Origin of the sequence: Pseudomonas sp. HS6-2 (genome assembly GCF_049325675.2) — a bacterium.
Classification (GTDB): domain Bacteria; phylum Pseudomonadota; class Gammaproteobacteria; order Pseudomonadales; family Pseudomonadaceae; genus Aquipseudomonas; species Aquipseudomonas putida_N.
Genome location: NZ_CM143906.1, coordinates 6,065,522 through 6,088,318 on the forward strand (window position 1 = coordinate 6,065,522; position 22,797 = coordinate 6,088,318).

The 22,797-nt window shown below is 63.1% G+C and carries 25 protein-coding genes; 13 read left to right on the forward strand and 12 right to left on the reverse strand.

The features are described 5' to 3' along the window. Nucleotides 1-72 precede the first annotated feature (72 nt). Nucleotides 73-816 (reverse strand): LytR/AlgR family response regulator transcription factor, encoded by a 744-nt coding sequence (locus tag ACOKS3_RS28420; protein ID WP_103448536.1) that lies wholly within the window; start codon nucleotides 814-816, stop codon nucleotides 73-75. Between the two features lie 309 nt (nucleotides 817-1,125). On the opposite strand from ACOKS3_RS28420, the gene argH reads away from it, so the two are divergent. Beyond that, nucleotides 1,126-2,520: an argininosuccinate lyase gene (gene argH, locus ACOKS3_RS28425; RefSeq protein WP_027916957.1), complete on the forward strand. Its 1,395-nt coding sequence runs from the start codon at nucleotides 1,126-1,128 to the stop codon at nucleotides 2,518-2,520. Nucleotides 2,521-2,553: 33 nt separating this feature from the next. Here argH and ACOKS3_RS28430 read toward each other — a convergent pair whose 3' ends face one another. Further along, complete coding sequence (locus ACOKS3_RS28430; protein ID WP_103448535.1) at nucleotides 2,554-3,216, reverse strand: glutathione S-transferase; 663 nt, start codon at nucleotides 3,214-3,216, stop codon at nucleotides 2,554-2,556. Between the two features lie 147 nt (nucleotides 3,217-3,363). On the opposite strand from ACOKS3_RS28430, the gene ACOKS3_RS28435 reads away from it, so the two are divergent. The 4 genes from ACOKS3_RS28435 (at nucleotide 3,364) to ACOKS3_RS28450 (ending at nucleotide 7,910) form a co-directional block, all read left to right on the forward strand. Further along, complete coding sequence (locus ACOKS3_RS28435; protein WP_103448534.1) at nucleotides 3,364-3,663, forward strand: hypothetical protein; 300 nt, start codon at nucleotides 3,364-3,366, stop codon at nucleotides 3,661-3,663. 69 nt (nucleotides 3,664-3,732) lie between these two features. Next, nucleotides 3,733-3,978 (forward strand): TIGR02647 family protein, encoded by a 246-nt coding sequence (locus ACOKS3_RS28440; protein ID WP_103448533.1) that lies wholly within the window; start codon nucleotides 3,733-3,735, stop codon nucleotides 3,976-3,978. Between the two features lie 147 nt (nucleotides 3,979-4,125). Further along, entirely contained in the window at nucleotides 4,126-6,990 is a 2,865-nt protein-coding gene (locus tag ACOKS3_RS28445) for a class I adenylate cyclase (protein ID WP_103448532.1), read from the forward strand. Nucleotides 6,991-7,067: 77 nt separating this feature from the next. Then, the gene (locus ACOKS3_RS28450; RefSeq protein WP_103448531.1) at nucleotides 7,068-7,910 is read left to right on the forward strand and encodes a PI-PLC domain-containing protein; all 843 of its coding nucleotides are present in this window, start codon (nucleotides 7,068-7,070) and stop codon (nucleotides 7,908-7,910) included. 10 nt (nucleotides 7,911-7,920) lie between these two features. Here the strand turns inward: ACOKS3_RS28450 and rnk are convergent, their stop codons facing one another. From rnk to cyaY, 3 genes are all read right to left on the reverse strand, one after another. Further along, nucleotides 7,921-8,331 carry a nucleoside diphosphate kinase regulator gene (gene rnk, locus ACOKS3_RS28455; RefSeq protein WP_103448530.1) on the reverse strand — a complete coding sequence of 137 codons (411 nt, stop codon included), beginning with the start codon at nucleotides 8,329-8,331 and terminating at the stop codon, nucleotides 7,921-7,923. A gap of 132 nt (nucleotides 8,332-8,463) precedes the next feature. Continuing rightward, nucleotides 8,464-8,676, reverse strand: coding sequence for a DUF1289 domain-containing protein (locus tag ACOKS3_RS28460; protein ID WP_422763568.1), 213 nt, complete (start codon nucleotides 8,674-8,676; stop codon nucleotides 8,464-8,466). Nucleotide 8,677: 1 nt separating this feature from the next. Next, entirely contained in the window at nucleotides 8,678-9,010 is a 333-nt protein-coding gene (gene cyaY, locus ACOKS3_RS28465; RefSeq protein ID WP_159412799.1) for an iron donor protein CyaY, read from the reverse strand. A gap of 218 nt (nucleotides 9,011-9,228) precedes the next feature. Here cyaY and lptM point away from each other — a divergent pair, with 218 nt between their 5' ends. The 6 genes from lptM to ACOKS3_RS28495 are packed head-to-tail and all read left to right on the forward strand — an operon-like array spanning nucleotide 9,229 to nucleotide 13,833. Continuing rightward, nucleotides 9,229-9,432, forward strand: a complete 204-nt coding sequence (lptM, locus tag ACOKS3_RS28470; protein WP_060507625.1) for an LPS translocon maturation chaperone LptM — start codon at nucleotides 9,229-9,231, stop codon at nucleotides 9,430-9,432. 9 nt (nucleotides 9,433-9,441) lie between these two features. Further along, complete coding sequence (gene lysA, locus ACOKS3_RS28475) at nucleotides 9,442-10,689, forward strand: diaminopimelate decarboxylase (RefSeq protein ID WP_103448527.1); 1,248 nt, start codon at nucleotides 9,442-9,444, stop codon at nucleotides 10,687-10,689. Nucleotides 10,690-10,693: 4 nt separating this feature from the next. Next, nucleotides 10,694-11,524, forward strand: a complete 831-nt coding sequence (gene dapF / locus ACOKS3_RS28480; protein ID WP_103448526.1) for a diaminopimelate epimerase — start codon at nucleotides 10,694-10,696, stop codon at nucleotides 11,522-11,524. Between the two features lie 13 nt (nucleotides 11,525-11,537). Beyond that, a complete protein-coding gene (locus ACOKS3_RS28485; RefSeq protein WP_103448525.1) occupies nucleotides 11,538-12,242 on the forward strand; it encodes a DUF484 family protein in 705 nt (234 codons plus the stop codon). Continuing rightward, nucleotides 12,242-13,141, forward strand: a complete 900-nt coding sequence (gene xerC / locus ACOKS3_RS28490; protein WP_103448524.1) for a tyrosine recombinase XerC — start codon at nucleotides 12,242-12,244, stop codon at nucleotides 13,139-13,141. Before ACOKS3_RS28485 ends, xerC begins: the two co-directional genes overlap by 1 nt. Beyond that, nucleotides 13,138-13,833, forward strand: a complete 696-nt coding sequence (locus ACOKS3_RS28495) for an HAD family hydrolase (protein WP_103448523.1) — start codon at nucleotides 13,138-13,140, stop codon at nucleotides 13,831-13,833. The genes xerC and ACOKS3_RS28495 overlap by 4 nt, the downstream gene beginning before the upstream one ends. A 54-nt stretch (nucleotides 13,834-13,887) precedes the next feature. On the opposite strand, the gene sutA is transcribed toward ACOKS3_RS28495, so the two are convergent. The 3 genes from sutA to glnK form a co-directional block, all read right to left on the reverse strand. Continuing rightward, nucleotides 13,888-14,217, reverse strand: coding sequence for a transcriptional regulator SutA (gene sutA, locus ACOKS3_RS28500; protein ID WP_056794110.1), 330 nt, complete (start codon nucleotides 14,215-14,217; stop codon nucleotides 13,888-13,890). 428 nt (nucleotides 14,218-14,645) lie between these two features. Beyond that, complete coding sequence (locus ACOKS3_RS28505) at nucleotides 14,646-15,980, reverse strand: ammonium transporter (protein ID WP_103448522.1); 1,335 nt, start codon at nucleotides 15,978-15,980, stop codon at nucleotides 14,646-14,648. 47 nt (nucleotides 15,981-16,027) lie between these two features. After that, a complete protein-coding gene (gene glnK / locus ACOKS3_RS28510; RefSeq protein WP_002555808.1) occupies nucleotides 16,028-16,366 on the reverse strand; it encodes a P-II family nitrogen regulator in 339 nt (112 codons plus the stop codon). Nucleotides 16,367-16,743: 377 nt separating this feature from the next. Between glnK and ACOKS3_RS28515 the strand changes: the two genes are divergently transcribed. After that, nucleotides 16,744-17,007, forward strand: coding sequence for an accessory factor UbiK family protein (locus ACOKS3_RS28515; RefSeq protein WP_103448521.1), 264 nt, complete (start codon nucleotides 16,744-16,746; stop codon nucleotides 17,005-17,007). 33 nt (nucleotides 17,008-17,040) lie between these two features. On the opposite strand, the gene ACOKS3_RS28520 is transcribed toward ACOKS3_RS28515, so the two are convergent. Continuing rightward, nucleotides 17,041-19,053, reverse strand: a complete 2,013-nt coding sequence (locus ACOKS3_RS28520) for a DUF4034 domain-containing protein (protein ID WP_103448520.1) — start codon at nucleotides 19,051-19,053, stop codon at nucleotides 17,041-17,043. A 361-nt stretch (nucleotides 19,054-19,414) separates the two neighbouring features. Between ACOKS3_RS28520 and ACOKS3_RS28525 the strand changes: the two genes are divergently transcribed. Beyond that, nucleotides 19,415-20,905, forward strand: coding sequence for a YifB family Mg chelatase-like AAA ATPase (locus ACOKS3_RS28525; RefSeq protein WP_103448519.1), 1,491 nt, complete (start codon nucleotides 19,415-19,417; stop codon nucleotides 20,903-20,905). Nucleotides 20,906-20,937: 32 nt separating this feature from the next. Here the strand turns inward: ACOKS3_RS28525 and ACOKS3_RS28530 are convergent, their stop codons facing one another. The 3 genes from ACOKS3_RS28530 to ACOKS3_RS28540 all read right to left on the reverse strand — a co-directional run bounded on the left by ACOKS3_RS28530 (nucleotide 20,938) and on the right by ACOKS3_RS28540 (nucleotide 22,782). Beyond that, the gene (locus tag ACOKS3_RS28530; protein ID WP_103448518.1) at nucleotides 20,938-21,366 is read right to left on the reverse strand and encodes a DoxX family protein; all 429 of its coding nucleotides are present in this window, start codon (nucleotides 21,364-21,366) and stop codon (nucleotides 20,938-20,940) included. 73 nt (nucleotides 21,367-21,439) lie between these two features. Further along, a complete protein-coding gene (locus tag ACOKS3_RS28535; RefSeq protein WP_181004526.1) occupies nucleotides 21,440-21,805 on the reverse strand; it encodes a response regulator transcription factor in 366 nt (121 codons plus the stop codon). Beyond that, on the reverse strand, nucleotides 21,802-22,782 hold the full coding sequence (locus ACOKS3_RS28540; RefSeq protein ID WP_103448516.1) for a response regulator: 981 nt from the start codon (nucleotides 22,780-22,782) through the stop codon (nucleotides 21,802-21,804). Before ACOKS3_RS28540 ends, ACOKS3_RS28535 begins: the two co-directional genes overlap by 4 nt. Between the last annotated feature and the right edge of the window lie 15 nt (nucleotides 22,783-22,797).

Genomic DNA, 22,797 nt, shown 5'->3' on the forward strand with positions numbered 1-22,797 from the left:
TCACCGGCATCGCTAGCAGATGTGGGTCAGGATCCAGTTGTGGCCTGTACCGGCGAGGACGCCGGTACTGCGTCAAAGCGTCTGCATCATTTTGCGCACGCCCGCCACATGCCGGCGGCTGACCGTCAGGGCATCGCCGTCCAGGCCCTTGAGGAACAGCTGGAAATGCCCCAGCGGCGTGCGTTGCAGACGCTCGATGCGCTCGCGGGCAACCAGCGCATTGCGATGGATACGCACGAAGCGCTCGCCGAACTCGTCCTCCAACGCCTTGAGCGGCTCGTCGAGCAGCACTTCCCCGGCTTCGTGGCGCAAGGTCACGTACTTGTGGTCGGCGATGAAATAGATCACCTGGGGCAAAGGAATCAGCTCGATCCCCTTGCGCGTGCGCGCACTGATATGGCTGCGCGGGCCGCCACCTTCACTGCCAGGCCGGGTCAACGCCGCCAGCTGGGCGCGGTTGGGCTTTTCGGCCTTGCGCAAGGCATCGCGCAGGGCTTGAGGTTGAATCGGCTTGGTCACGTGGCTGAGGGTGCTTTCCTTGAAGGCCTCTGCACCGTATTCATCGTCGCCGGTACAGAACACCACCGACGGTGGCGCCTCGCGCTCGCACAAGCGAGCGGCGACCTGCAAGCCATCCAGGCCTGGCATGCCGATGTCCAGCAGGACCACATCGGGCTTGAGGCTTTCGATCAATGCCAGGGCCTCTTCGCCATTGGTGGCGCTGGGCTCCAGCACGGAATACCCCTCCAGTTCAGCGAATAGCCGTGTGAGGCGTTCACGGGCTTGGGGTTCGTCATCAACGATCAGGACATTCATAATTGCTCTGGATTCCTGAGTGAGTCTCGCACAGGTATAGCGTAGACAAGAGCAGGTCGAGCGACGCTGCGGTCACGCTCTAGACCGATACGAAGGCCAAAGATTCACTGAGCCGGCAGAAACGCTGCCAGTCCTCTGTCCAACTGTAGACGGTCCGTGGAACACTGCCGTTCAATCGTTGAATATCGTCCTGCCCTGCCTTTATGGATGTTTCCCTCCGGTTTCTGTCGACCGACGCCCTGCGGCAGTCGGCCCAACCCTGCTATTATCGGCGCCACTTTTTCGTTCACGCCTGCATAGAGTGAATCCATGAGCACCGACAAGACCAATCAGTCCTGGGGCGGCCGCTTCAGTGAGCCCGTCGACGCCTTCGTCGCCCGTTTCACCGCCTCGGTCGACTTCGACAAGCGCCTGTACCGCCACGACATCATGGGTTCGATCGCCCACGCCACCATGCTGGCGCAGGTCGGCGTTCTCAGCGATGCCGAGCGCGACACCATCATCGATGGCCTGAAAACCATCCAGGGCGAAATCGAGGCTGGCAGTTTCGACTGGCGCGTCGACCTGGAAGACGTGCACATGAACATCGAAGCACGCCTGACCGACCGCATCGGCATCACCGGCAAGAAACTGCACACCGGCCGCAGCCGCAACGACCAGGTTGCCACCGACATCCGCCTGTGGCTGCGTGACGAGATCGACCTGATCCTGGCCGAGATCACCCGCCTGCAACAGGGCCTGCTGGAGCAGGCCGAGCGTGAAGCCGAGACCATCATGCCCGGCTTCACCCACCTGCAGACCGCCCAGCCAGTCACCTTCGGCCACCACCTGCTGGCCTGGTTCGAAATGCTCAGCCGCGACTACGAGCGCCTGGTAGACTGCCGCAAGCGCGCCAACCGCATGCCTCTGGGCAGCGCCGCGCTGGCCGGCACCACCTACCCGATCGACCGTGAACTGACCTGCAAGTTGCTGGGCTTCGAAGCCGTGGCCGGCAACTCGCTGGACGGCGTTTCGGACCGCGACTTCGCCATCGAATTCTGCGCTGCCGCCAGCGTGGCGATGATGCACCTGTCGCGCTTCTCCGAAGAGCTGGTGCTTTGGACCAGCGCCCAGTTCCAGTTCATCGACCTACCTGATCGCTTCTGCACCGGCAGCTCGATCATGCCGCAGAAGAAGAACCCGGACGTTCCGGAGCTGGTGCGTGGCAAGAGCGGCCGTGTCTTCGGCGCTCTGACCGGCCTGCTGACCCTGATGAAAGGCCAGCCTCTGGCCTACAACAAGGACAACCAGGAAGATAAAGAGCCGCTGTTCGACGCCGCAGACACCCTGCGCGACTCGCTGCGCGCCTTCGCCGACATGATCCCGGCAATCAAGCCCAAGCACGCCATCATGCGCGAAGCGGCCCTGCGCGGTTTCTCCACCGCCACCGACCTCGCCGACTACCTGGTGCGCCGTGGCCTGCCGTTCCGTGATTGCCACGAGATCGTCGGCCACGCCGTGAAGTATGGCGTCGACACCGGCAAGGACCTGGCCGAGATGAGCCTGGACGAGCTGCGCCAGTTCAGCGACCAGATCGAGCAGGACGTGTTTGCCGTGCTGACCCTGGAAGGCTCGGTGAATGCCCGTAACCACATCGGTGGTACGGCGCCTGCGCAGGTACGTGCCGCCGTTGTGCGCGGCAAGGCCCTGCTGGCTTCGCGTTAAGTAGAGTCTGGGGCTGCCCTGCAGCCCCAGCCTTCAACGTTTACCGCTACGAATCATCTCCATGAAGGCCGGCATCGAGGCCTCCTTGTCTGTAACGATCCTCGCCATGTGCGGGTTCTCGCCCATCAATTGCAGCAACGCCTTCGCCTGCGGGAAGTCCGCCAGGAAGTCGATGCCCAGCACTTTCTTGCCTACCGCGTACGCCAGGTCCACCGAGAAGCAGAACATCAGGTCCGCCAGCGTCAGCTGCTCACCCGCCACATAAGGCGCGAAACGGCCATTGCGCTTGAGCGTGGCAAACCCTGCCAGCAAGTCGGTACGCGCACGCTCCTTGATCAGCGGCTCCACCGCCATGCCGAAGAACGACTCGGCATAGCAGGTACGCGCCGGCAGCTCGATATACAGTTCGATTTCCTTGAGCAGTTCGCGCACCTTGGCCCGGCCGAACGGGTCACTCGGCAGCAGCGCCTTGCCACCCTCGGTCTGCTCGATATAGTCGAGGATTACACTGGTTTCGCTGAGGAAGCCGTGTTCGGTTTCCAGCACCGGAACCTTGCCCCGCGGGCTGACTTCCAGGGCCTGCGGTGCCTGCCCGCCGTAGAAGGTGACTTCCTCGAAACGCAGGCCTTTTTCCAGCAGGGCCAGCTTGACCATGTTGTAGTAGTTGCTGACCGAGAATCCGTGAAGCTTGAGCATGGGGTTACAGCCTCCAGGCCGTGTGGGGATAGCTCGGCTGTTATAGACGGTCCGCCGGTGCCTGACCAGCGTCATGCACCGGGTCGATGATCGGGCATTGCCGACGCGGGCATGGCAAACTGTGCGTCCCACCATAGGAGTAGCGCCATGAGCGAACACGACGAAATCGGCAATGACGACGAAGCCTTCGCCGAAGCGACGCTGACCGAAGCCATCGAAAACCAGATCGAAAGCGGCGAGCCGCCAGCGGCCAAGGCCACCTTCAACAAACTGACCCTGGTCGGCTACGAGCGCGAAGACATCCTCAACCTCATGGCCCACGTGCTGGCCTTCGAAATCGACAACATGCTCCAGGAAGACCGCCCGTTCAACGGCGAGTGGTACGAGACCGCCCTGCGCGCCCTGCCCGAGCTGCCGCCTGAGATGGATCAAGGCGACGACGAATAAGCCGACTACACTCCAGGATCAGGCACCGCTGGCGGTGCCGCCATCCTCGTCTGGAAGTCAGGAGTCGCCATGTCTTTTACCCCCGAACTGATCGCCGAACTGGAAGTGCTCGCCCTGTTCAACCTGGACAACCACCAGGAAGGCATCAAAGTTGGCAGTAACGCGTCGCCCGCCCTGATCGCTGCTGCCAAGCGCCTTCATGAAAAAGAACTCACCGACCAGCCCGATGGTGGCTACCTCACCAGCCTCGGGAATGATGCGGCTGAAAGCGTCCAACTGTTGCTTAGCATCCTCAAGTCCACACAGCCCGCATAACCCTGTACCGACCTCTTCGCGGGCAAGCCTGCGAAGAGGCCAGAACAGACGATAGAAAAATGGCGCCAATAATCCATATTCCGCTTATCCGACTGCCCCACTCAGGCTAAACTCGCCTCAGCTTTTCTGGCCCGCCCTGAGTGTGCAATGAACCACCCCCACGAAATCCGCCCTGACCTGGACGAAGGCATCGACCGCAAGGTGCTGGCGACATTGCGTGCGCGCTTCCTGCACATCAACCAGTGCCGGCTCGAACGCGCGATGGAAGGCCTGTCGAGTCGCCAGCAGCTGGTCCTGACCCTCCTGCCGCTGCTGTTCCACGTCAACCACCCGCTGTTGCCCGGTTATGTATCCGGCGCCACACCGGCCGGGGTGGCGGGGTTCGAGCCGGATGCCGAACAGGTTGCCGATGCCCAGCGCCTGGCGCGCTCGTTCGCCTACAAGGCGCGCCACGGCAACCCGCCACGCCCGATCCACGGGCTATTCCTGATGGGCAGCCTCGGCTCACTGGCCCAGGCCGAACAGAGCGACATGGACCTGTGGGTGTGCCATGCCCCGGGCCTGGCCGAAACCGAGCGTGAGGAACTGCGCCGCAAATGCCAGCTGCTGGAGACCTGGGCGGCCAGCCAGGGTGCCGAGGCGCATTTCTTCCTGATCGACCCGCAAAGTTTTGCCCAGGGCCTGCGCGACAGCCAGCTCAGCTCCGATGACTGCGGCACTACCCAGCATTTCCTGCTGCTCGACGAGTTCTACCGCACGGCCATCTGGCTCGCCGGGCGCACGCCGCTGTGGTGGTTGGTGCCGGTCTACGAAGAGCACAACTATCAGGCCTATACCGAGACCCTGCTGTCCAAGCGCTTCATCCGTAATCAGGACGCCCTCGACCTTGGCAACCTTGCGCATATTCCGCCCGGCGAGTATGTCGGGGCTGGGCTGTGGCAGTTGTACAAGGGCATCGACTCGCCCTACAAGTCGCTGCTCAAGCTGCTGCTGACCGAGGTTTACGCCAGCGAGCATCCGACCGTGCGCTGCCTGAGCCTGGACTACAAGCAGGCAGTGTTCGCCAACCACCTCAACCTCGACGAACTCGACCCCTATGTGATGGTGTACCGGCGTATCGAGCGCTACCTGCAGCAACGCGGCGAAACCGCGCGGCTCGAATTGGTCAGGCGCAGCCTGTACCTGAAGGTCAACAAAAAGCTGAGCGGCCTGGACCGTAGCCGCAGCAACGGCTGGCAACGGCAACTGCTGCAGCGCCTGGCCGATGAGTGGGGCTGGGACGAACGGCAACTGGCCATGCTCGACAGCCGCAGCCAGTGGAAGGTCCGCCAGGTCGCCGTCGAACGCCGTGAACTGGTGGCCGAGCTCAACCACAGCTATCGCTTTCTGGGCCAGTTCGCGCAAAGCCAGGCTGCCAGCAGCCGCGCCGACCAGCGTGACCTGAATGTTCTGGGCCGGCGCCTGTACGCGGCCTTCGAACGCCGCGCCGGCAAGATCGAAGTGATCAACCCGGGCATTGCCCCGGACATCGCCGAAGACACCTTGACGCTGGTCCAGTCGCCAAACCGCAAGGAGCCTGGCAGCCACCACTGGGGGCTGTACAACGGTAACCTGGGGGTGCACGAATGGGAGCATTTCAGCCCAATCAAGCGCTGCCGCGAGCTGCTCGAACTGCTGACCTGGGCCCACCGCAACGGCGTCATCGACAGTACCACACGGCTTGCCCTGCACCCGGGCGACAGCGACCTCAGCGAGTTCGAGCTGTTCAACCTGCTGGGTAGCCTGCAGCAGAGCATCCCGCTGCCGCTGGGCAGTGTCAGCGAAGAGCGCCTGCTGCAACCAAGCGTGGCTGACGAGATCCTGCTGCTGGTCAACGTCGGCGTGGACCCGCTGCGCCATCACCGCGACCTGAACATCCTGATGACCACCGAGCGCACCGACTCGTTGAGCTACGCTGGCGTACGCGAGAACCTGGTGCTGACCGTCGACCAGATCACCCTCAACAGCTGGAACGAAGTGCTGGTGCAGCGCTACGACGGTGAACACGCGCTGCTGCGCTGCCTGCGTGACTTCCTCAACAGCCTCGGCCAACGCAGCCACCGCCCTAAGGTACGGGTGCGCTGCTTCTGCCACAACCGCGCCCAGGCAATCAGCCAGCGTGTCGAGGAGGTCTTCGACACGGCGCAACTGCTGCTCGACCAGGGCCTGAACCACCGCTACCTGCTGCAGGTAGCGCAATACACCCATGTGCTGGAACTGTTGCCCGGCCAGGTAAGCCTGGCAACCATGACGGAGCATGACGCCGTGCTCGATCACCTGGGCCAAGTGCGCAGCCGCTACAGCCCGCTGCACCTGGATGGCAATGCGATGCAGGACTACGACCTGCCCCTGGTACTTGAACACGGTCGGCGCAATTGCATCCAGGTGTTCTACCGCTTGCTCGACGGCTGGGCCGACCTGTACGTGCTGGATGAGTACAATGCCCTGTGGCAGCAGCGCCTGCCGCTGCATGATGAAAACCATCTGCTGCTGCCGATGCAGCGCTTCCTGCGATCGGTGGTGATGCGCCACGACGCGCGTTTGCCGCTGGACAGACTGCAACAGGCATCGCTGGAAATCCGCTACGCGCAATTGCTGCCTTCAGGGCCAGGCAAGGCACGCTGCATCGAGCCCAGGCCGACACCGAGCGTTGCCACCGATCAGCCCTACTACGAGGTGCAGGCCATTCTGCAGGCCGGTGCCGGTGGCGAGGTACAGGTCACACTGTATTGCGACCAGCGGGAGTTTTCCGAGCTGGAGCATGGCGACCAGCTGTATGAGGTTGTCGCCCGGCAGATCCTCGGCCAGCGCCGCAGTGCCGGGCACTACCGCTGCTATATCACCGACCTGGAGCTTTCAGAACTGCTAGAGGATGAACAGGGTTCGACCAGCCTGTATCTGCGTTACAAGCGCGAGCTGGAGTATGCGCTCAATCAGGGGCTGGAAAAGATCCAGGCTGAGCTCGCCTGCTGAACCAGCAGGCATTTCCTTCTGCACGGCTCTCCTGGCCAGCGGCATGCTTTGCCCTCATTCAATGACTGAGGTGCATCATGAACAATCAGAACTGGATGGGTAACTTGCCTGAACTGGGTCGCCTGCGTATTGATCAGCTGATTTTGCCCGGCAGCCATGATTCGGGAATGGACAAACAGGCGGACAATATCGTCCCACCGCAGGAAGTGACCCAGGACGTTCCGTGCATCGAGCAGATCCGTGCCGGCATTCGCGTACTGGACCTTCGTGTAAGGGCAAACCGCGAGTATTCACCCGACTCACCTTACCGGTACAAGCTCTATCACCTGAGTACATCGGGACGCACTGTTCTCGGCGACGTAGTGTCCGAGCTTGGTGTTTTCTATGAAGATCCTGCCAACGAGCGAGAAATCATCATCCTCGACTTCCATGAATTCGATAACTTCAGCGCCCGGGAGCATGAGTGGCTGCTGGCGATGCTGGACAAGCACATGGGGCAGCGCATCATCCCCTATGACTTGCATGCTCTGACCCTGGATCAACTGTGGAATGACCACCCAGGCAAAACCGTGGTCATTGCCTATAACGATCCCGCCGGCGGGGACCACTGGAATGGTGTGGAGCAGGTCTGGATGGGTGAGAACACGCCCTCCACAGAAGAACTGAAAGCGTTCATCGACCAGCATAGCCAGCGTTACAAGCCTGACGGCACGCTACGCTCGATTCAGTGCGCGAAGTACAACAAGGTGGTGTTCACGCCTGATGATTTCAGCGACAAGATCGATCAGTGGTTCGACTCGAAAGACCTGGACAGCTACATCCAGGGCTTCCACATCATCAATACCGATTGGTCGCTGCGCAGCCGCATAGTCGATAACTGTATTCACGCCTGCCAGCTCAGGGCGCAGAACGCCCCCTGAACGACCAGTCTCAGAGGTCGAAATCACCAGCCGCTTCAGGCTGGTATTCGACTTCCAGCAACTTCAGCTTCAGGGTCTTGCCCCCCGGTGCCGGCCAGTCGATCTGCTCACCCACCGACAAGCCCAGCAGCGCACAGCCGATCGGCGCAAGGATCGACACCTTGCCCTCGCCACCCGCATCCTTCGGGTACACCAGGGTCAGGTGGTAGTCCTTGCCACTGGCTTCCTCACGGCAATGCACGCGCGAGTTCATGGTCACCACACCGGCGGGCACTTCATCATGGCCGACCACCTGACCGGCACGGTCCAGCTCCTCCTGCAAGGCGAGCACACCCGGCGTATTTTCGTCGAGGCCTTCGATCAGGCGCTCGAGACGCTGTACGTCCAATCGGGTGAGGATGAGGGAAGGCTTGGTGCTCATGATCCAGTCAGACTCCTTTGAACAGGCTGTTTCCTGCAGGCAGATAAAGCAAAACCCCGCCCAAGGGCGGGGTTTGTGAATGCTTTTGCGTCAACGACGCACCCCCTGACACTACCACAGCCGGGCAAATACTCAAGCCCGTACGCGCAGGGCCTCGGCTTCGCGACAGATCTGCCGGCGCCGTTCGTCGTCGGCCGAGCGCCATTCGCGGATGTGCTCGACGTGCCGGTGGCAGCCGGTGCATACCCGCTGCTCATCCAACCGGCAAACGCTGATGCAGGGTGAAGGCACCGCCGGGCTGACGTTGCTGTACAGCGGCTTGGGTGGCCGCAGCTGGCTGGTCATGTCAGATCTCGTCGAAGTCCAGCTTCTCGCCGGCCCGCTCCCAGACGATGCGCTCGAGCATCTCACCAAGCAGCTCTTCGCTCTTCTCGCACACCCACTTGCCGTTCTCTTCGTCGTAATCGAAGTGGAAGCCGCCGGAACGGTCGGCCAGCCACAGCTGACGCAGCGGCTCCTGGCGGCTGAAGATCAGTTGGGCGCCGCCTTCGAACTTGACGGTCAGCACGCCGCCGGAATTTTCCATGTCCAGGTCCAGGCCGCTCTCGTCGAACAGGTCTTCCAGTGCCTGTTGGGTCGCGTCGACCAGATCATGGAAACGCGCTTCGCTCAAACTCATTGCAGGAACCTCGAAATTGGCTGCTTTACGGGCAAGCCGGGCAAGATACGGGCGCCGGGCCATGAATGCAAAGGTTTAGCCGCTGCCGGCACGGGCCCACTACCGGCGGCGATAACCCCTAAGCATAGCCCGCCCGACGGACCGGCTCTTGCGTAGGCAATCCGCCGGTCGCTCGGTATACTCGGGCGCAATACTGCATATTTCAAAGGATTTCACCCATGAAGCGCCTGATTTCCTCGCTCGCGGCGCTGGTCGCGGTTGCCTGCCTCGTTTCGGCCTGCGGTCAGAAGGGCCCCCTGTACCTGCCAGAAGACGGCAAGGACGGCAAAGGCCCGAAAAAGACGCACCAGCACCAGCACGCTCCAGCGGTCCAGCCGCAGGAAGAGCAGCCAATCCAGCCCGAGCAGACGCCAGAGCAGTAAGGAATTCAGATGAACGCTTTCAACTACCGCGACGGTGAACTGTTCGCGGAAGGCGTGGCCCTGTCGGCCATCGCCGAACGTTTCGGCACCCCGACCTACGTGTACTCGCGCGCTCACATCGAAGCCCAGTACCGCAGCTACACCGACGCCCTGCAGGGCACCGAGCACCTGGTCTGCTTCGCCGTCAAGGCCAACTCCAACCTTGGCGTGCTGAACGTCCTGGCGCGCCTGGGCGCAGGCTTCGACATCGTCTCCGGCGGTGAGCTTGAGCGCGTGCTGGCCGCTGGTGGGCGCGCTGATCGCGTGGTGTTCTCCGGCGTCGGCAAGACCCGCGAAGACATGCGCCGCGCCCTGGAAGTCGGTGTGCACTGCTTCAACGTCGAATCCACCGATGAGCTCGAGCGCCTGCAAGTGGTGGCCGCCGAGATGGGCAAGGTTGCGCCGATCTCGCTGCGTGTGAACCCGGACGTCGATGCCGGCACCCACCCGTACATTTCCACCGGCCTCAAAGAGAACAAGTTCGGTATCGCCATCGCCGACGCCGAAGCCATCTACGTGCGCGCCGCGCAGCTGCCGAACCTGGACGTGGTCGGTGTCGACTGCCACATCGGCTCGCAGCTGACCACCGTCGACCCGTTCCTCGATGCCCTCGACCGCCTGCTGGCCCTGGTCGACCGCCTGGCCGAGTGCGGCATCCACCTGCGCCACCTGGACCTGGGCGGCGGCGTTGGCGTGCGCTATCGCGACGAAGAGCCGCCACTGGTGGCCGACTACATCAAGGCCATCCGCGAGCGCGTCGGCACCCGTGACCTGGCCCTGGTGTTCGAGCCTGGCCGCTACATCGTGGCCAACGCCGGTGCCCTGCTGACCCGCGTGGAGTACCTCAAGCACACCGAACACAAGGACTTCGCCATCATCGACGCGGCGATGAACGACCTGATCCGCCCGGCCCTGTACCAGGCCTGGATGGGTGTCAGCGCGGTCGCCCCGCGGGCGGGCGAAGGCCGTGCCTACGACCTGGTCGGCCCGATCTGCGAAACCGGCGACTTCCTCGCCAAGGACCGCGTGCTGAACCTGGCCGAAGGTGACCTGCTGGCCGTGCAGTCGGCGGGCGCCTATGGTTTCGTCATGAGCTCGAACTACAACACCCGTGGCCGTTGCGCGGAAATCCTGGTCGACGGCGACCAGGCTTTCGAAGTCCGCCGCCGCGAGACCATCGCCGAACTGTACGCTGGCGAAAGCCTGCTGCCGGAGTGAGCCCATGCTGCTGCGCTTTACCAAGATGCATGGGCTGGGCAACGACTTCATGGTCCTAGACCTGGTCAGCCAGCACGCGCACATCCAGCCCAAGCACGCCAAGCAATGGGGCGACCGTCACACCGGCATCGGCTTCGACCAGCTGCTGATCGTCGAGGCGCCGAGCAACCCGGAAGTGGACTTCCGCTACCGGATCTTCAACGCTGACGGTTCCGAGGTCGAGCAGTGCGGCAATGGCGCGCGCTGCTTCGCCCGCTTCGTGCTGGACAAGCGCCTGACCGCGAAGAAGCGCATCCGCGTGGAAACCAAGGGTGGCATCATCGAGCTGGACGTGCAGAACGACGGCCAGGTATGTGTCGACATGGGCCCACCGCGTTTCGTCCCGGCAGACATCCCGTTCATTGCCGAAGAACAGGCGTTGAACTACCCGCTGGAGGTCGACGGCCGGGTGCATTCGATTGCCGCCGTGTCCATGGGCAACCCGCATGCCGTGCTGCGCGTCGATGACGTGCACACCGCACCGGTCCATGAACTGGGCCCGAAAATCGAAAACCACCCGCGCTTCCCGCAGCGGGTGAATGCCGGTTTCCTCCAGGTCATCGACCGCCACCGCGCCTACTTGCGGGTATGGGAACGTGGCGCTGGCGAGACCCAGGCCTGTGGCACCGGCGCCTGCGCCGCGGCCGTGGCCGCCATCAGCCAGGGCTGGATGGACTCCCCGGTGACCCTCGACCTGCCGGGTGGTCGCCTGAACATCGAATGGGCCGGCCCCGGCAAGCCCGTGTTGATGACCGGCCCAGCCGTACGCGTCTTCGAAGGACAGGTTCGTCTCTAAGCGAGTAACCGCCATGACCGATCAGCCAGTACCCCAGCAGCCCGATGAGCTCGATGCCGAAGCGGTGGTCGCCTACCTGCGCGCCCACCCCACCTTCTTCGCCGAGCACGACGAGCTGCTGATCGAGCAACGCATCCCCCACCAGCGCGGCGACAGCGTGTCGCTGGTGGAACGCCAGCTCAAGCTGCTGCGCGACCGCAACATCGAGATGCGCCATCGCCTGTCGCAACTGATGGACGTGGCCCGTGACAACGACCGGCTGTTCGACAAGACCCGCCGGCTGATCCTCGACCTGCTCGATGCCAGCAGCTTGGAAGAAGTGGTGATGGCCGTCGAAGACAGCTTGCGCCAGGAATTCCAGGTGCCTTTCGTCAGCCTGATCCTGTTCGGCGACAATGCAGCCCCCGTCGGCCGCTGGGTGAGCAATGCCGAAGCCCAGCAAGCCATCGGCGGCCTGCTCGGCGGCGGCAAGACGGTCAGCGGCAACCTGCGCGAGCACGAACTGGCCTTCCTGTTCGGCAAGGAGCAGCAGCAGGAAGTCGGCTCCAGTGCGGTTGCCGCCCTCGAATACCAGGGGCTGCATGGCGTGCTGGCGATCGGCAGCCGCGACCCACAGCACTACAAGAGCAGCGTCGGCACCTTGTTCCTCGGCTATATCGCCGAAGTGCTCGGCCGCGTGGTACCACGCGTGACCCAGACCCTGCGTTCGGTGCGCTGATGGAACGCCAGCTGGAGGCTTATTGCGCACACCTGCGCAACGAGCGCCAGGTGTCGGAACACACCCTGCTGGCCTATCGCCGCGACCTCGACAAGGTCATCGAATACTGCAACAGCCAGGGCATCGCCGGCTGGGGCGCGCTGCAGATCCAGCAGCTGCGCCAACTGGTCGCGCGCCAGCACCACCAGGGGCAGTCCTCGCGCAGCCTGGCGCGATTGCTGTCGGCGGTGCGCGGCCTGTACCGCTACCTCAACCGCGAAGGCCTGTGCCAGCACGACCCGGCCACCGGCCTGAGCGCGCCCAAGGGCGAACGTCGGCTGCCCAAGGTGCTGGACACCGACCGCGCCCTGCAACTGCTCGATGGCGGCGTCGACGACGACTTCATCGCCCGCCGCGACCAGGCCATCCTCGAACTGTTCTATTCCTCCGGCTTGCGCCTGTCCGAGCTGAACAACCTCGACCTCGAGCAGCTCGACCTGGCCGCCGGCTTGGTGCAGGTGCTTGGCAAGGGCAGCAAGACCCGCGTGCTACCGGTTGGCCGCAAGGCCCGTGAGGCCTTGCAGGCCTGGTTCAAGCTGCGCGGCATCGGCGGCCCGCGCGACAGCGCAGTGTTCATCACCCGCCAAGGCAATCGCATGAGCCCACGGGCCATCCAATTGCGAGTCAAGGCCGCCGGCGAGCGCGAGCTAGGCCAGCACCTGCACCCGCACATGCTTCGCCATTCCTTCGCCAGCCATGTGCTGGAATCGTCCCAGGACCTGCGCGCGGTACAGGAAATGCTCGGCCATGCCGACATCAGCACCACGCAGATCTACACCCACCTGGACTTCCAGCACCTGGCCGCGGTGTACGACAGCGCCCACCCTCGGGCCAAACGCAGCAAAGGCACAGACTCATGAGCATCAAGCTGATCACCTTCGACCTCGACGACACCCTGTGGGACACCGCGCCCGTGATTGCCAGCGCCGAGGTCGTGCTGCGCGACTGGCTCGAAGCCAACGCCCCGATCCTTGGTGGTGTGCCGGTGGAACACCTGTTCGCCATTCGCGAACGCCTGGTGCAGGCTGAGCCAGGCCTCAAGCACCGCATCAGCGCCCTGCGTCGGCGTGTGCTGTTCCACGCTCTGGAGGAAGTCGGCTACAGCGAGAAGCAGGCGCAGGAACTGGCCAACGAGGGCTTTGAAGTGTTCCTGCATGCCCGCCACCAGGTCGAAGTGTTCCCTGAAGTGCAGCCGGTGCTGGAGATCCTGCGCCATCACTACACCCTGGGCGTGGTCACCAACGGCAACGCCGATGTTCGCCGCCTGGGGCTGGCGGATTACTTCCGCTTTGCCCTGTGCGCGGAGGATCTGGGCATTGGCAAGCCGGACCCGGCGCCGTTCATGGAGGCCCTCAAGCTCGGCGAAGTCGAGGCCAGTGCGGCGGTGCATATTGGTGATCACCCGGGCGACGACATTGCCGGGGCCCAGCGCGCCGGTTTGCGCGCGGTATGGTTCAACCCGCAGGGCAAGGCCTGGGCTGGCGATCAGGCGCCGGATGCAGAGATTCAGCGGCTGTCCCAGGTGCCGGACGTCTTGGCGCGCTGGCGCTGACAGACAGGCACAAAAAAGCCCGCAGCGACGGCGGGCTCTTTTGCATTCAGCCACTCAGATAGGGCGGCTGCCGTACTTGTTGTCCGGTTTCTTGGGCGGGTCGGCGACCACGTTGGCCTCGACTTCCTGCACCTTGCCGCCGCGCGAAAGGAACTCTTCCATCGCCTTGGCCAGGGCATCACGCTCTTTCTGCTTGGCTTCCATGCTCGGCATCTCGTCTACCGAGACAGCGGCCTTGGATTTACCCTTGGCAGTCGGTGCCGGGCTGCTGTCGTCATCGCCAGCATCTTCCGCACCATCGTCAGCCGCCGCTTCAAGGCCTTCATCAGCCTCGTCTTCGTCGCCTACTTCGAGGTCATCATTTTCCAGATCGTCGTCGCTCATGTTCTACCTCATGACTTGCGAAAAGCAGGTTAGTTATAGACCAGTGCAGCCGTAGACCGGCAGCCACCAGTGAAAATTCAACTGGCCGTGGGTTAGGCCACTGCCCTTGGGTCGGCGCTCCTGATGGGAGGCGGTACCCAGCAGGCCCTGCTCCTGGCAGGACCTGACAAATCCTTGAACCCTGCTGGCCACTCGCTACTGGCAAGCCTAGCAAAGGCTGGTAAAGCGTGCGGACTACTCGTCAAACACCCTTTGGCGCGCATTCTAGCGCGCCCGTGGAAAAAGCAAAGCACCATAAACGCCCCAAGACTTGTAAGTTTTTGGCCTACGTCGCGAACGTGAGTGATAAACCGTTTGCACTGCGGGAAATGGCAAAAAACAGGCAAAAAAATGCCCGGCGAACCGGGCAAGTTTTTCCAGCGTCGCGGTTACAGGTTGTAGCCGCGTTCGTTGTGCTGAGCCAGGTCGAGGCCGACCGACTCTTCTTCTTCGTTGACCCGCAGGCCCATCACCACATCCAGCACCTTGAGGATCAAGTAGGTGACGATGGCGGTGTAGACCACGGTGAAGATCACGCCCTTGGCCTGAACCCAGACCTGAGCACCAATGTCGGTGACTGCGCCGAAGCCGCCCAGGGCCGGTGCTGCGAACACGCCGGTGAGGATGGCACCGATGATGCCGCCGACGCCATGCACGCCGAAGGCGTCGAGGGAGTCGTCATAACCCAGCTTGCGCTTGAGGGTAGTGGCGCAGAAGTAGCAGATCACGCCAGAGGCAAGGCCGATCACCAAAGCACCCATTGGGCCCACGGTACCGGCAGCCGGGGTAATGGCGACCAGGCCGGCGACCACACCCGAGGCGATGCCCAGGGCACTTGGCTTGCCGTGGAAGATCCACTCGGCGAACATCCAGCCCATTGCTGCGGCGGCGGTGGCGATCTGGGTCACCAGCATGGCCATGCCCGCAGTACCGTTGGCGGCGGCGGCGGAACCGGCGTTGAAGCCGAACCAGCCGATCCACAGCATGGCCGCGCCCATCAGGGTGTAACCCAGGTTGTGCGGGGCCATCGGGGTGGTCGGGTAGCCTTTGCGCTTGCCCAGCACCAGGCAGCAGACCAGGCCTGCGATACCGGCGTTGATGTGCACCACGGTCCCGCCAGCGAAGTCGAGCACGCCCCAGTCCCACAGCAGCGCGCCGTCACCACTCCAGACCATGTGCGCGATCGGTGCGTAGACCAGGGTGAACCAGATGCCCATAAACACCAGCATCGCCGAGAACTTCATGCGTTCGGCAAAGGCACCGACGATCAGCGCCGGGGTGATGATGGCGAAAGTCATCTGGAAGGTGATGAACACCGCTTCAGGGAACAGCGCGGTGGCCGAAGTCAGGTTGGCCGGGGTAACGCCGCTGAGGAACGCCTTGGAGAACCCGCCGACGAAGGAATTGAAGTTGAGCACGCCCTTTTCCATACCGGTGGTATCGAAGGCCATGCTGTAGCCGTAGATGACCCAGAGAATGCTGATCAGGCCAGTGATGGCAAAGCACTGCATCATCACCGACAGCACGTTCTTGGAACGCACCATGCCGCCGTAGAACAGGGCCAGGCCCGGAATGGTCATGAACAGCACCAGCGCTGTCGAGGTGAGCATCCAGGCGGTGTCGCCGGAGTTCAGCGCTGGGGCAGCTGCTTCCTCTGCCAGGGCAAGCCCGGGCATTACGAGGGACAATAGGGCTCCTAGCCCTGCGATCTTACGCAGAGTCATGTTGTTTTCTCCTGGGGCGTTGGGTTTGGTGAGGCTTTTTTCGGCGCTTAGATCGCGTCGGTATCGGTTTCGCCGGTACGGATGCGGATCGCCTGCTCCAGATTCACCACGAAGATCTTGCCGTCACCGATCTTGCCGGTGTTGGCTGCCTTGGTGATGGCTTCGATCACTCGATCAAGGTCCTTGTCGTCGATGGCGACGTCGATCTTCACTTTGGGCAGGAAGTCGACCACGTACTCCGCGCCGCGATACAGCTCGGTGTGGCCCTTCTGCCGGCCGAAACCTTTGACTTCGGTGACGGTAATGCCCTGCACGCCGATTTCCGACAGCGACTCGCGCACGTCGTCCAACTTGAACGGCTTGATGATGGCTGTGACTAGCTTCATGAAACTCTCTCCCGATTTGGTGGACTTGCCCCAGGAAAACAAACCCGTCTCAAGTCTAAGCGCAGCGGTTGGCTTTGTAACGCGTCGTCGGCATCCGGCTCCGCGTGCGCACTGCCTGGTCACAAGGAACTGCATCAGTGCATGGCTCGTACAGGTCTTTGCAGAAACCTTGCCAGTTCCGTTAAAACACCGGAAAACAGCGAGTTATGTGAATCAGTCGGGATTGGCCACTCGCCAGCATGGCGTACATGCACAACTTCGGTGCAGGCAGGCCCGGCGAGTTGCTCAAAAAGCGTGCAATGGCCTGAGGTCAATGGTGCAGGTCTGCCCCGTGCTACACTGCGGGCCATTTCTCAGTATTCAGTGGACAGCCGCCCATGCTCGCGCCAAAAGCCCTTCTCGACGCCCTGAGCGACCAGGCCTCGCGCCTGTTCAGCAGCGATACCGCCCAACCCCGCGCGGAACTGGAAAGCCAGTTCAAGGTGCTGATGCAAGGCGCCTTCAGCAAGCTGGACCTGGTTAGCCGTGAAGAATTCGACAGCCAGATGGTCGTGCTGGCGCGCACCCGCGCCCGCCTCGAGGCCCTGGAGAAGCAGGTCGCCGAACTGGAAGCGCGGATGGCGCCAGCGTCGCAGGAATAACAATCGATAACGAGTAGTCACCCCCGATTTCGATCAGGCCGAAGCCCTGTGATGGCCGGTGGCCTTGGGCGGTAGCTCGCTGGCATGCAGGTCGCCACGGAACAACGCCGCCCCACATACCGTGAACAACGTCTTCACCCGGCTGTGCGAATTGCGGATCTCGGCCTGAATTTCCTCGATGAGCGGATCGCTCGACTGCAGCGCAACGGCACGATTGGCCCATTCGATTGCCGCAAAGCGGCTCTGTTTGCGCGTACCGCTGCCCTGCATCCAGGCCAGCCCGAGTTCCGCACAGGCACGCGCGGCGGTCCAGGCATCGGGGTGCTCGGCCAGCCCCAGCAGATAGTCGACCGCCTCGACACGCTCCAGCGAATCACCGTACTGGCGCAGCAGGATGCCTAACTGCAACTGCGCCTTGGCATGGATGTTCGGATCGCCCATTGCGTCGAGCAGCAGTCGCTTGACCGCCAGCATTGCCTTGCGGTCCTCCAGCCCTTGTGGAGAACCCATACGCTGACGGGCCAGGTCGAGCTTGGCAAGCGGATGGCCAGATTCCGCCGCCCGCAACAGCCAGTGCTCGGCAGCCTTGGCACTCAGATACTGCGCGGGGGTGTTGTCCAGCCAGCCACGATGCAGGTCGTACAGCGCGATGGCCGCATCCGGCAGTTTCAGCTCCGCACAGGCTTCATACAGAAAGTGCGCGGCTTCATGCAGATTGGCAGCCCAGAGCAGGCGCGGCACATCGAGCACATCGAAGCCCTGCCCCTCTCGCCCGCACTGGCGCTTGACCGCCATGCGCAACCACGTTCCAGCCTGCTCGGCAGATTGCCCAAAGCCCCACAAGCCAAACTGGTGCCCCGCAGCCCGCAGAGCGCAGGCCGCTGCCTGTCGACGGTCGTCGCAGAGCCGCTCGATGACGGTACGCAATACCTGCGAATCGTCCTCGGCCTCATTGAACAGCACCAGGCAAACAAGGCTATGGAAAGGCTCGCCAATGGCCGGGACAAAGCCGTGGTCCGGGAAGAGTGCGACGCTGTCGGCAAAGTCGCGCATCGCACCGGCGTAATCACCCATCGAATAGCGCCGCAGCGCGCCACGCCGGGCCAGCAACGTGGCGCGCTCTTTGGGCCTGAGTTCGCGTTGGGCCCATTGGGCAAAGGTTCTTTGCCAGGTTGCGACCTGAGGCAGTTGCTTGGCATGCGGCAGCCAGAAAGTCTCTTCCAGGGCCAGCCAGCGGATCGCATTGCGCTGTGCTTCAGACCAACCGTGGCAAAGCGGCCCGCTGGCCAGTGCGTCAATCGCTTCAGCGCTGCCACCCCAACGAGGGGTCAGGTAAGCGGCATAGGCCTCGATTGCCTCGAAGCAGCCGGGAAACCACCACAGCGCATGGCGCAGCCAGTAATCCCTGGCGGGCTCGCCTTGCTCATGCAAACGCGCGCTCAACCCGGCCGGCAACGTTTGCGGCAGTTCCAGCAAGGGCGTCAGGCCGTACTTGACCAACAATGGCGCTGCGGCCTCCTGCACCTCCACATCGGCATGCGCGCTGGGCCGATAGCGCGCCGCCTGCCCAGCGAACAATTCGACCAACCAGCCAGGCTCGCGCAGGTAAGCGCTGATGTGCAGCATGCCGATGACTGCGGCAACCGGTTGCGCGCTGCGCTCCAGGGCCTGCAGGAAGTGCGCCGTGCCTTTCTCGCAGGCCTGCTCGGCAGCCAGCCAGCGTTCTTCGGACACTTCATGAGCATCAGCCTGCCCACGAATCTGGCAGGCATGGTTGAAGCAGTGAAAACCCATCACCACATGCGGGTGATAAGCCTTGGGGCAGGCGTCGATCCAGGCCTTGAGGGTGTGCGTCAGGGCCTTGCCGCCCTGTGTGTCCCAATCCAGCATGTAGCCTTGCACAGCTTCCAGGTAGACGGGGCACTCACCAGGGGGCGCCTGGCGCCACTGCGCCTCCAGCGCATCGAACAAACGGTTGAGTTCAGCGTATTCATTGGCCTGCACCCGTTCTCGGATCTGCTGGCGGGTGCGAATGAGCGTTTGCACGGGCAGTACCTTAAGTCCATTTCAAGGGTTGCGTTGCCATCCCATGGCAACAGCAGTCGCTGTTGAACACTAAGCTATAGCCGGGTTCTTCGCAAAGAATTGGATCCAGTATTTGTCAGGCTTTTTCAAAAGGCAGGGAAAACCCTGCGTTTCACAGCATGCCTGGCGGCGGCCGACCATTTGGACCGTACAACCGGTCAGCCATGATGCGATCGAAAAAATCGAGGATTTGCTGATTGCCTTGCAGGCGCAGGCCCAGCGAAAGACGCTGAAGCACTTTACTCGATAGAGCGGGCCCCTGGATCACTATGCTTGGGTCAGCCGCAGGAAGCGGCTCCCCACTCATGACAACGGAGCGTCCATGTCCCTCGCCCTCGTTCACAGCCGTGCCCAGGTCGGCGTGCAGGCCCCGGCGGTCAGCGTCGAAACGCACCTGGCCAACGGCCTGCCCCACCTCACTCTGGTCGGCCTGCCGGAAACCACGGTCAAGGAAAGCAAGGACCGTGTGCGCAGCGCCATCGTCAATTCCGGGCTGAACTACCCGCAGCGGCGCATTACCCAGAACCTCGCACCGGCCGACCTGCCCAAGGACGGCGGGCGTTATGACCTGGCCATCGCCCTGGGCATCCTCGCCGCCGATGGCCAGGTGCCGTTGCCCGCCCTGACTGAAATGGAATGTCTGGGCGAGCTGGCCCTGTCGGGTAAGTTGCGCCCGGTGCAGGGCGTGTTGCCAGCGGCACTGGCGGCGCGCGAGGCTGGCCGGGCATTGGTGGTGCCGCGGGAAAACGCTGAAGAAGCCAGCCTGGCGGGCGGGCTGGTGGTATATGCAGTGGGGCACCTGCTGGAATTGGTGGCGCATCTGAACGGGCAGGTGCCACTAGCTCCGTTTGCCGCCAATGGCTTGGTCCTGAAGCAACAGCCTTATCCGGACCTCAGCGAGGTACAAGGCCAGGTTGCGGCCAAGCGGGCATTGCTGCTGGCCGCAGCCGGGGCGCATAACCTGCTGTTCACCGGGCCGCCCGGAACGGGCAAGACGCTACTCGCCAGCCGCCTGCCCGGCCTGCTGCCACCTCTGGATGAACAAGAGGCGCTGGAAGTGGCGGCGATCCAGTCGGTGAGTGGCCACACGCCGCTGAGCAGCTGGCCGCAGCGCCCGTTTCGCCATCCGCACCATTCGGCTTCGGGGCCAGCGCTGGTAGGCGGCAGCAGCCGGCCGCAGCCAGGCGAGATCACCCTGGCGCACCATGGCGTGCTGTTTCTCGACGAGCTGCCAGAGTTTGAACGGCGCGTGCTGGAAGTCCTGCGCGAGCCGCTGGAGTCGGGCGAAATCGTGATTGCGCGGGCGCGCGACAAGGTGCGTTTCCCGGCGCGCTTCCAGCTGGTGGCGGCGATGAACCCCTGCCCTTGCGGCTACTTGGGCGACCCCACCGGCCGCTGCCGCTGCAGCACCGAGCAGATCGCACGGTATCGCAACAAACTGTCCGGCCCGTTGCTGGACCGCATCGACCTGCACCTGACCGTGGCCCGCGAGACCACCACGCTGAACAACCAGCCCAGTGGGGAGACTAGTGCCGACGTGGCTGTAAAGGTGGCAGAGGCTCGTGAGGTGCAGCAGCGGCGGCAAGGCTGTGCCAATGCGTTTCTGAACCTGGAAGGGTTGCGGAGCCATTGTCAGCTGGTAGCGGCGGACCAGGCTTGGTTGGAGAATGCCTGCGAGCGGCTGACGCTTTCTTTGCGGGCGGCGCATCGGTTGCTGAAGGTGGCCCGGACTTTGGCGGATCTGGAAGCTAGCCAGGCGATCAGCCGCGGGCATCTGGCCGAGGCTTTACAGTACCGGCCGGGCAGCAGCTAGAGCCTGGGGCTGCCTTGCCGCCCCAAGATCCATCAGGAAAACTTGCTTCGGCCGATCAACCCGGAGACCGAGTACAGCCCAGGCCCAGTCAACGCCAGCCCGCCATAAAGCGCCACCAGCAACCAGGCAAACTGGCCCTGCTCCAGCGACCAGTCCGGGTGCACCACCACCAGCGCCACCAGCAACACTGCCAGCACCGGCAAGCAGGCCAACCGCGCTGCCACGCCCAGCACCAGCAACACCGGGCAGACCACTTCGGCAAACACCGCCAGGCCCAAGGTCAGCGGCGCCCCCAGGCCAAAAGGATCCTCGATGCGCTGCAACTCCCCGCTCCAGTCCAGCAGCTTGGGTAACCCGTGGATGGAAAACAGCAGCACAGCGGCCATCACCCGCATGAACAGCAGGCCACTGGCGATAAGGGTTGGCGACTGGGGAGCATGAAGGGTCTTGAGGTGTGGCATGGCAAAGATCTCGTGATTCAATCAACCCAACGAGCATCAGCCGGCGGCACAGCAATTGATTGTTCAGGTGTGCTCATTCAGCTGCCAACGCCGCTTCGACCACCTTGAGCAGTACCTCTTCGGAAAACGGCTTACCCAGGCAAGATTGCGCGCCATTTGCTAGCGCCGCCTGCACCGCACCTTCGTCCCAATGCGCCGACATGCCGATCACCGGCAAGCGCCAACCCCGCCGCGCCAGCTCACGCTGCACCTCCAGCCCGCTCATCCCCGGCATCTTCAGATCGAGCAGAACGCACCCAGCCTCACGTGACTGGCCCGAGGCCAGAAACACCTCGCCCGCAGCGAACGCCAAGCACTCGAACCCCGCAGAACGCAGCAGGTTGCCCAGGCTTTTGCGCACAGAAGCATCGTCATCGACGATGCACACCGCTCTGCTCATGTGCCAGACCGAGCCTCGATGACGTTGTGCATGGCCACCAGCTCCAGCAGCGAGCGGGATTGCATCTTGTTCATGATGTTCTTCTTGTGCACCTTTGTGGTCACTTCACTGGTGCCGATCGCCTTGGCAATCTGCTTGTGCGACAAGCCGCCAACCACCAGCGAAAATACCTGGCGCTCGCGCTGGGTCAGGTGCTGGTACTTTTCTTCGACCTGCCGCGCATGCTGCCATTTGCGCCCCTCGGCCACGGCGCGCGTACGTACCGACTCAAGCAGTGCCAGCAACTGGTCTTCGTCGAAGGGCTTGGTCAGGAACTCCACGGCCCCGGCACGCATGGCCTGGACCGTCATGGGGATAGTGCCGAAACCGGTCATGAACACGATCGGCCAAGGCAGCGCCAGCCGGTGCAGCGCAGCCTGAACCTCAAGGCCGCTGGTTTCGGGCAAATGCATGTCCAGCAGCAGGCAAGCGCAAGGGCTTTCCAGGCGAGCGTCGAAAAGCTCTTCGGCGCTGGCGAACAAACGGTGTGGAATGTCTTGCGAACGCAGCAGGCGGCCCAGTGCCGTGCGCACCGAAGGATCGTCATCCACCACCAGCACAGGGACGTTCATGGCGTCGTCGAACGGTTCGTTGGCATCAGCCATAGCGCCAAATGGCGACTGACCGAGGGCCAGGCAAGGTACGTCGAAACTGACCTGCGCAGCCAGACGATAACCCCGGCGCGGCACGGTCTGGATCAGCCCGCGGTCGCCGAAGGCCTTGCGCAGCAGCGACACCTGCACCTGCAGGTTGTTGTCCTCGACTACCGTGCCGGCCCACACCTGGCTGAACAGCTCATCCTTGCAGACCACCCGGCCCTTGGCCTTGATCAGTGTGGCCAACACCTCGAATGCACGCCCGCCCAATGGGACCGGCTTGCCATCGAGAAAGGCTTCTCGCCGCTCCAGCGACACCTGGGCATTACCGATTCGGATCATGGTTTCCTCACGCGG

What these genes read in the sequence shown, in the direction of transcription:
- ACOKS3_RS28420 (WP_103448536.1), bottom strand. Translation starts at nt 816, where the DNA reads ATGAATGTCCTGATCGTTGATGACGAACCCCAAGCCCGTGAACGCCTC.
- argH (WP_027916957.1), top strand. Translation starts at nt 1,126, where the DNA reads ATGAGCACCGACAAGACCAATCAGTCCTGGGGCGGCCGCTTCAGTGAG.
- ACOKS3_RS28430 (WP_103448535.1), bottom strand. Translation starts at nt 3,216, where the DNA reads ATGCTCAAGCTTCACGGATTCTCGGTCAGCAACTACTACAACATGGTC.
- ACOKS3_RS28435 (WP_103448534.1), top strand. Translation starts at nt 3,364, where the DNA reads ATGAGCGAACACGACGAAATCGGCAATGACGACGAAGCCTTCGCCGAA.
- ACOKS3_RS28440 (WP_103448533.1), top strand. Translation starts at nt 3,733, where the DNA reads ATGTCTTTTACCCCCGAACTGATCGCCGAACTGGAAGTGCTCGCCCTG.
- ACOKS3_RS28445 (WP_103448532.1), top strand. Translation starts at nt 4,126, where the DNA reads ATGAACCACCCCCACGAAATCCGCCCTGACCTGGACGAAGGCATCGAC.
- ACOKS3_RS28450 (WP_103448531.1), top strand. Translation starts at nt 7,068, where the DNA reads ATGAACAATCAGAACTGGATGGGTAACTTGCCTGAACTGGGTCGCCTG.
- rnk (WP_103448530.1), bottom strand. Translation starts at nt 8,331, where the DNA reads ATGAGCACCAAGCCTTCCCTCATCCTCACCCGATTGGACGTACAGCGT.
- ACOKS3_RS28460 (WP_422763568.1), bottom strand. Translation starts at nt 8,676, where the DNA reads ATGACCAGCCAGCTGCGGCCACCCAAGCCGCTGTACAGCAACGTCAGC.
- cyaY (WP_159412799.1), bottom strand. Translation starts at nt 9,010, where the DNA reads ATGAGTTTGAGCGAAGCGCGTTTCCATGATCTGGTCGACGCGACCCAA.
- lptM (WP_060507625.1), top strand. Translation starts at nt 9,229, where the DNA reads ATGAAGCGCCTGATTTCCTCGCTCGCGGCGCTGGTCGCGGTTGCCTGC.
- lysA (WP_103448527.1), top strand. Translation starts at nt 9,442, where the DNA reads ATGAACGCTTTCAACTACCGCGACGGTGAACTGTTCGCGGAAGGCGTG.
- dapF (WP_103448526.1), top strand. Translation starts at nt 10,694, where the DNA reads ATGCTGCTGCGCTTTACCAAGATGCATGGGCTGGGCAACGACTTCATG.
- ACOKS3_RS28485 (WP_103448525.1), top strand. Translation starts at nt 11,538, where the DNA reads ATGACCGATCAGCCAGTACCCCAGCAGCCCGATGAGCTCGATGCCGAA.
- xerC (WP_103448524.1), top strand. Translation starts at nt 12,242, where the DNA reads ATGGAACGCCAGCTGGAGGCTTATTGCGCACACCTGCGCAACGAGCGC.
- ACOKS3_RS28495 (WP_103448523.1), top strand. Translation starts at nt 13,138, where the DNA reads ATGAGCATCAAGCTGATCACCTTCGACCTCGACGACACCCTGTGGGAC.
- sutA (WP_056794110.1), bottom strand. Translation starts at nt 14,217, where the DNA reads ATGAGCGACGACGATCTGGAAAATGATGACCTCGAAGTAGGCGACGAA.
- ACOKS3_RS28505 (WP_103448522.1), bottom strand. Translation starts at nt 15,980, where the DNA reads ATGACTCTGCGTAAGATCGCAGGGCTAGGAGCCCTATTGTCCCTCGTA.
- glnK (WP_002555808.1), bottom strand. Translation starts at nt 16,366, where the DNA reads ATGAAGCTAGTCACAGCCATCATCAAGCCGTTCAAGTTGGACGACGTG.
- ACOKS3_RS28515 (WP_103448521.1), top strand. Translation starts at nt 16,744, where the DNA reads ATGCTCGCGCCAAAAGCCCTTCTCGACGCCCTGAGCGACCAGGCCTCG.
- ACOKS3_RS28525 (WP_103448519.1), top strand. Translation starts at nt 19,415, where the DNA reads ATGTCCCTCGCCCTCGTTCACAGCCGTGCCCAGGTCGGCGTGCAGGCC.
- ACOKS3_RS28530 (WP_103448518.1), bottom strand. Translation starts at nt 21,366, where the DNA reads ATGCCACACCTCAAGACCCTTCATGCTCCCCAGTCGCCAACCCTTATC.
- ACOKS3_RS28535 (WP_181004526.1), bottom strand. Translation starts at nt 21,805, where the DNA reads ATGAGCAGAGCGGTGTGCATCGTCGATGACGATGCTTCTGTGCGCAAA.
- ACOKS3_RS28540 (WP_103448516.1), bottom strand. Translation starts at nt 22,782, where the DNA reads ATGATCCGAATCGGTAATGCCCAGGTGTCGCTGGAGCGGCGAGAAGCC.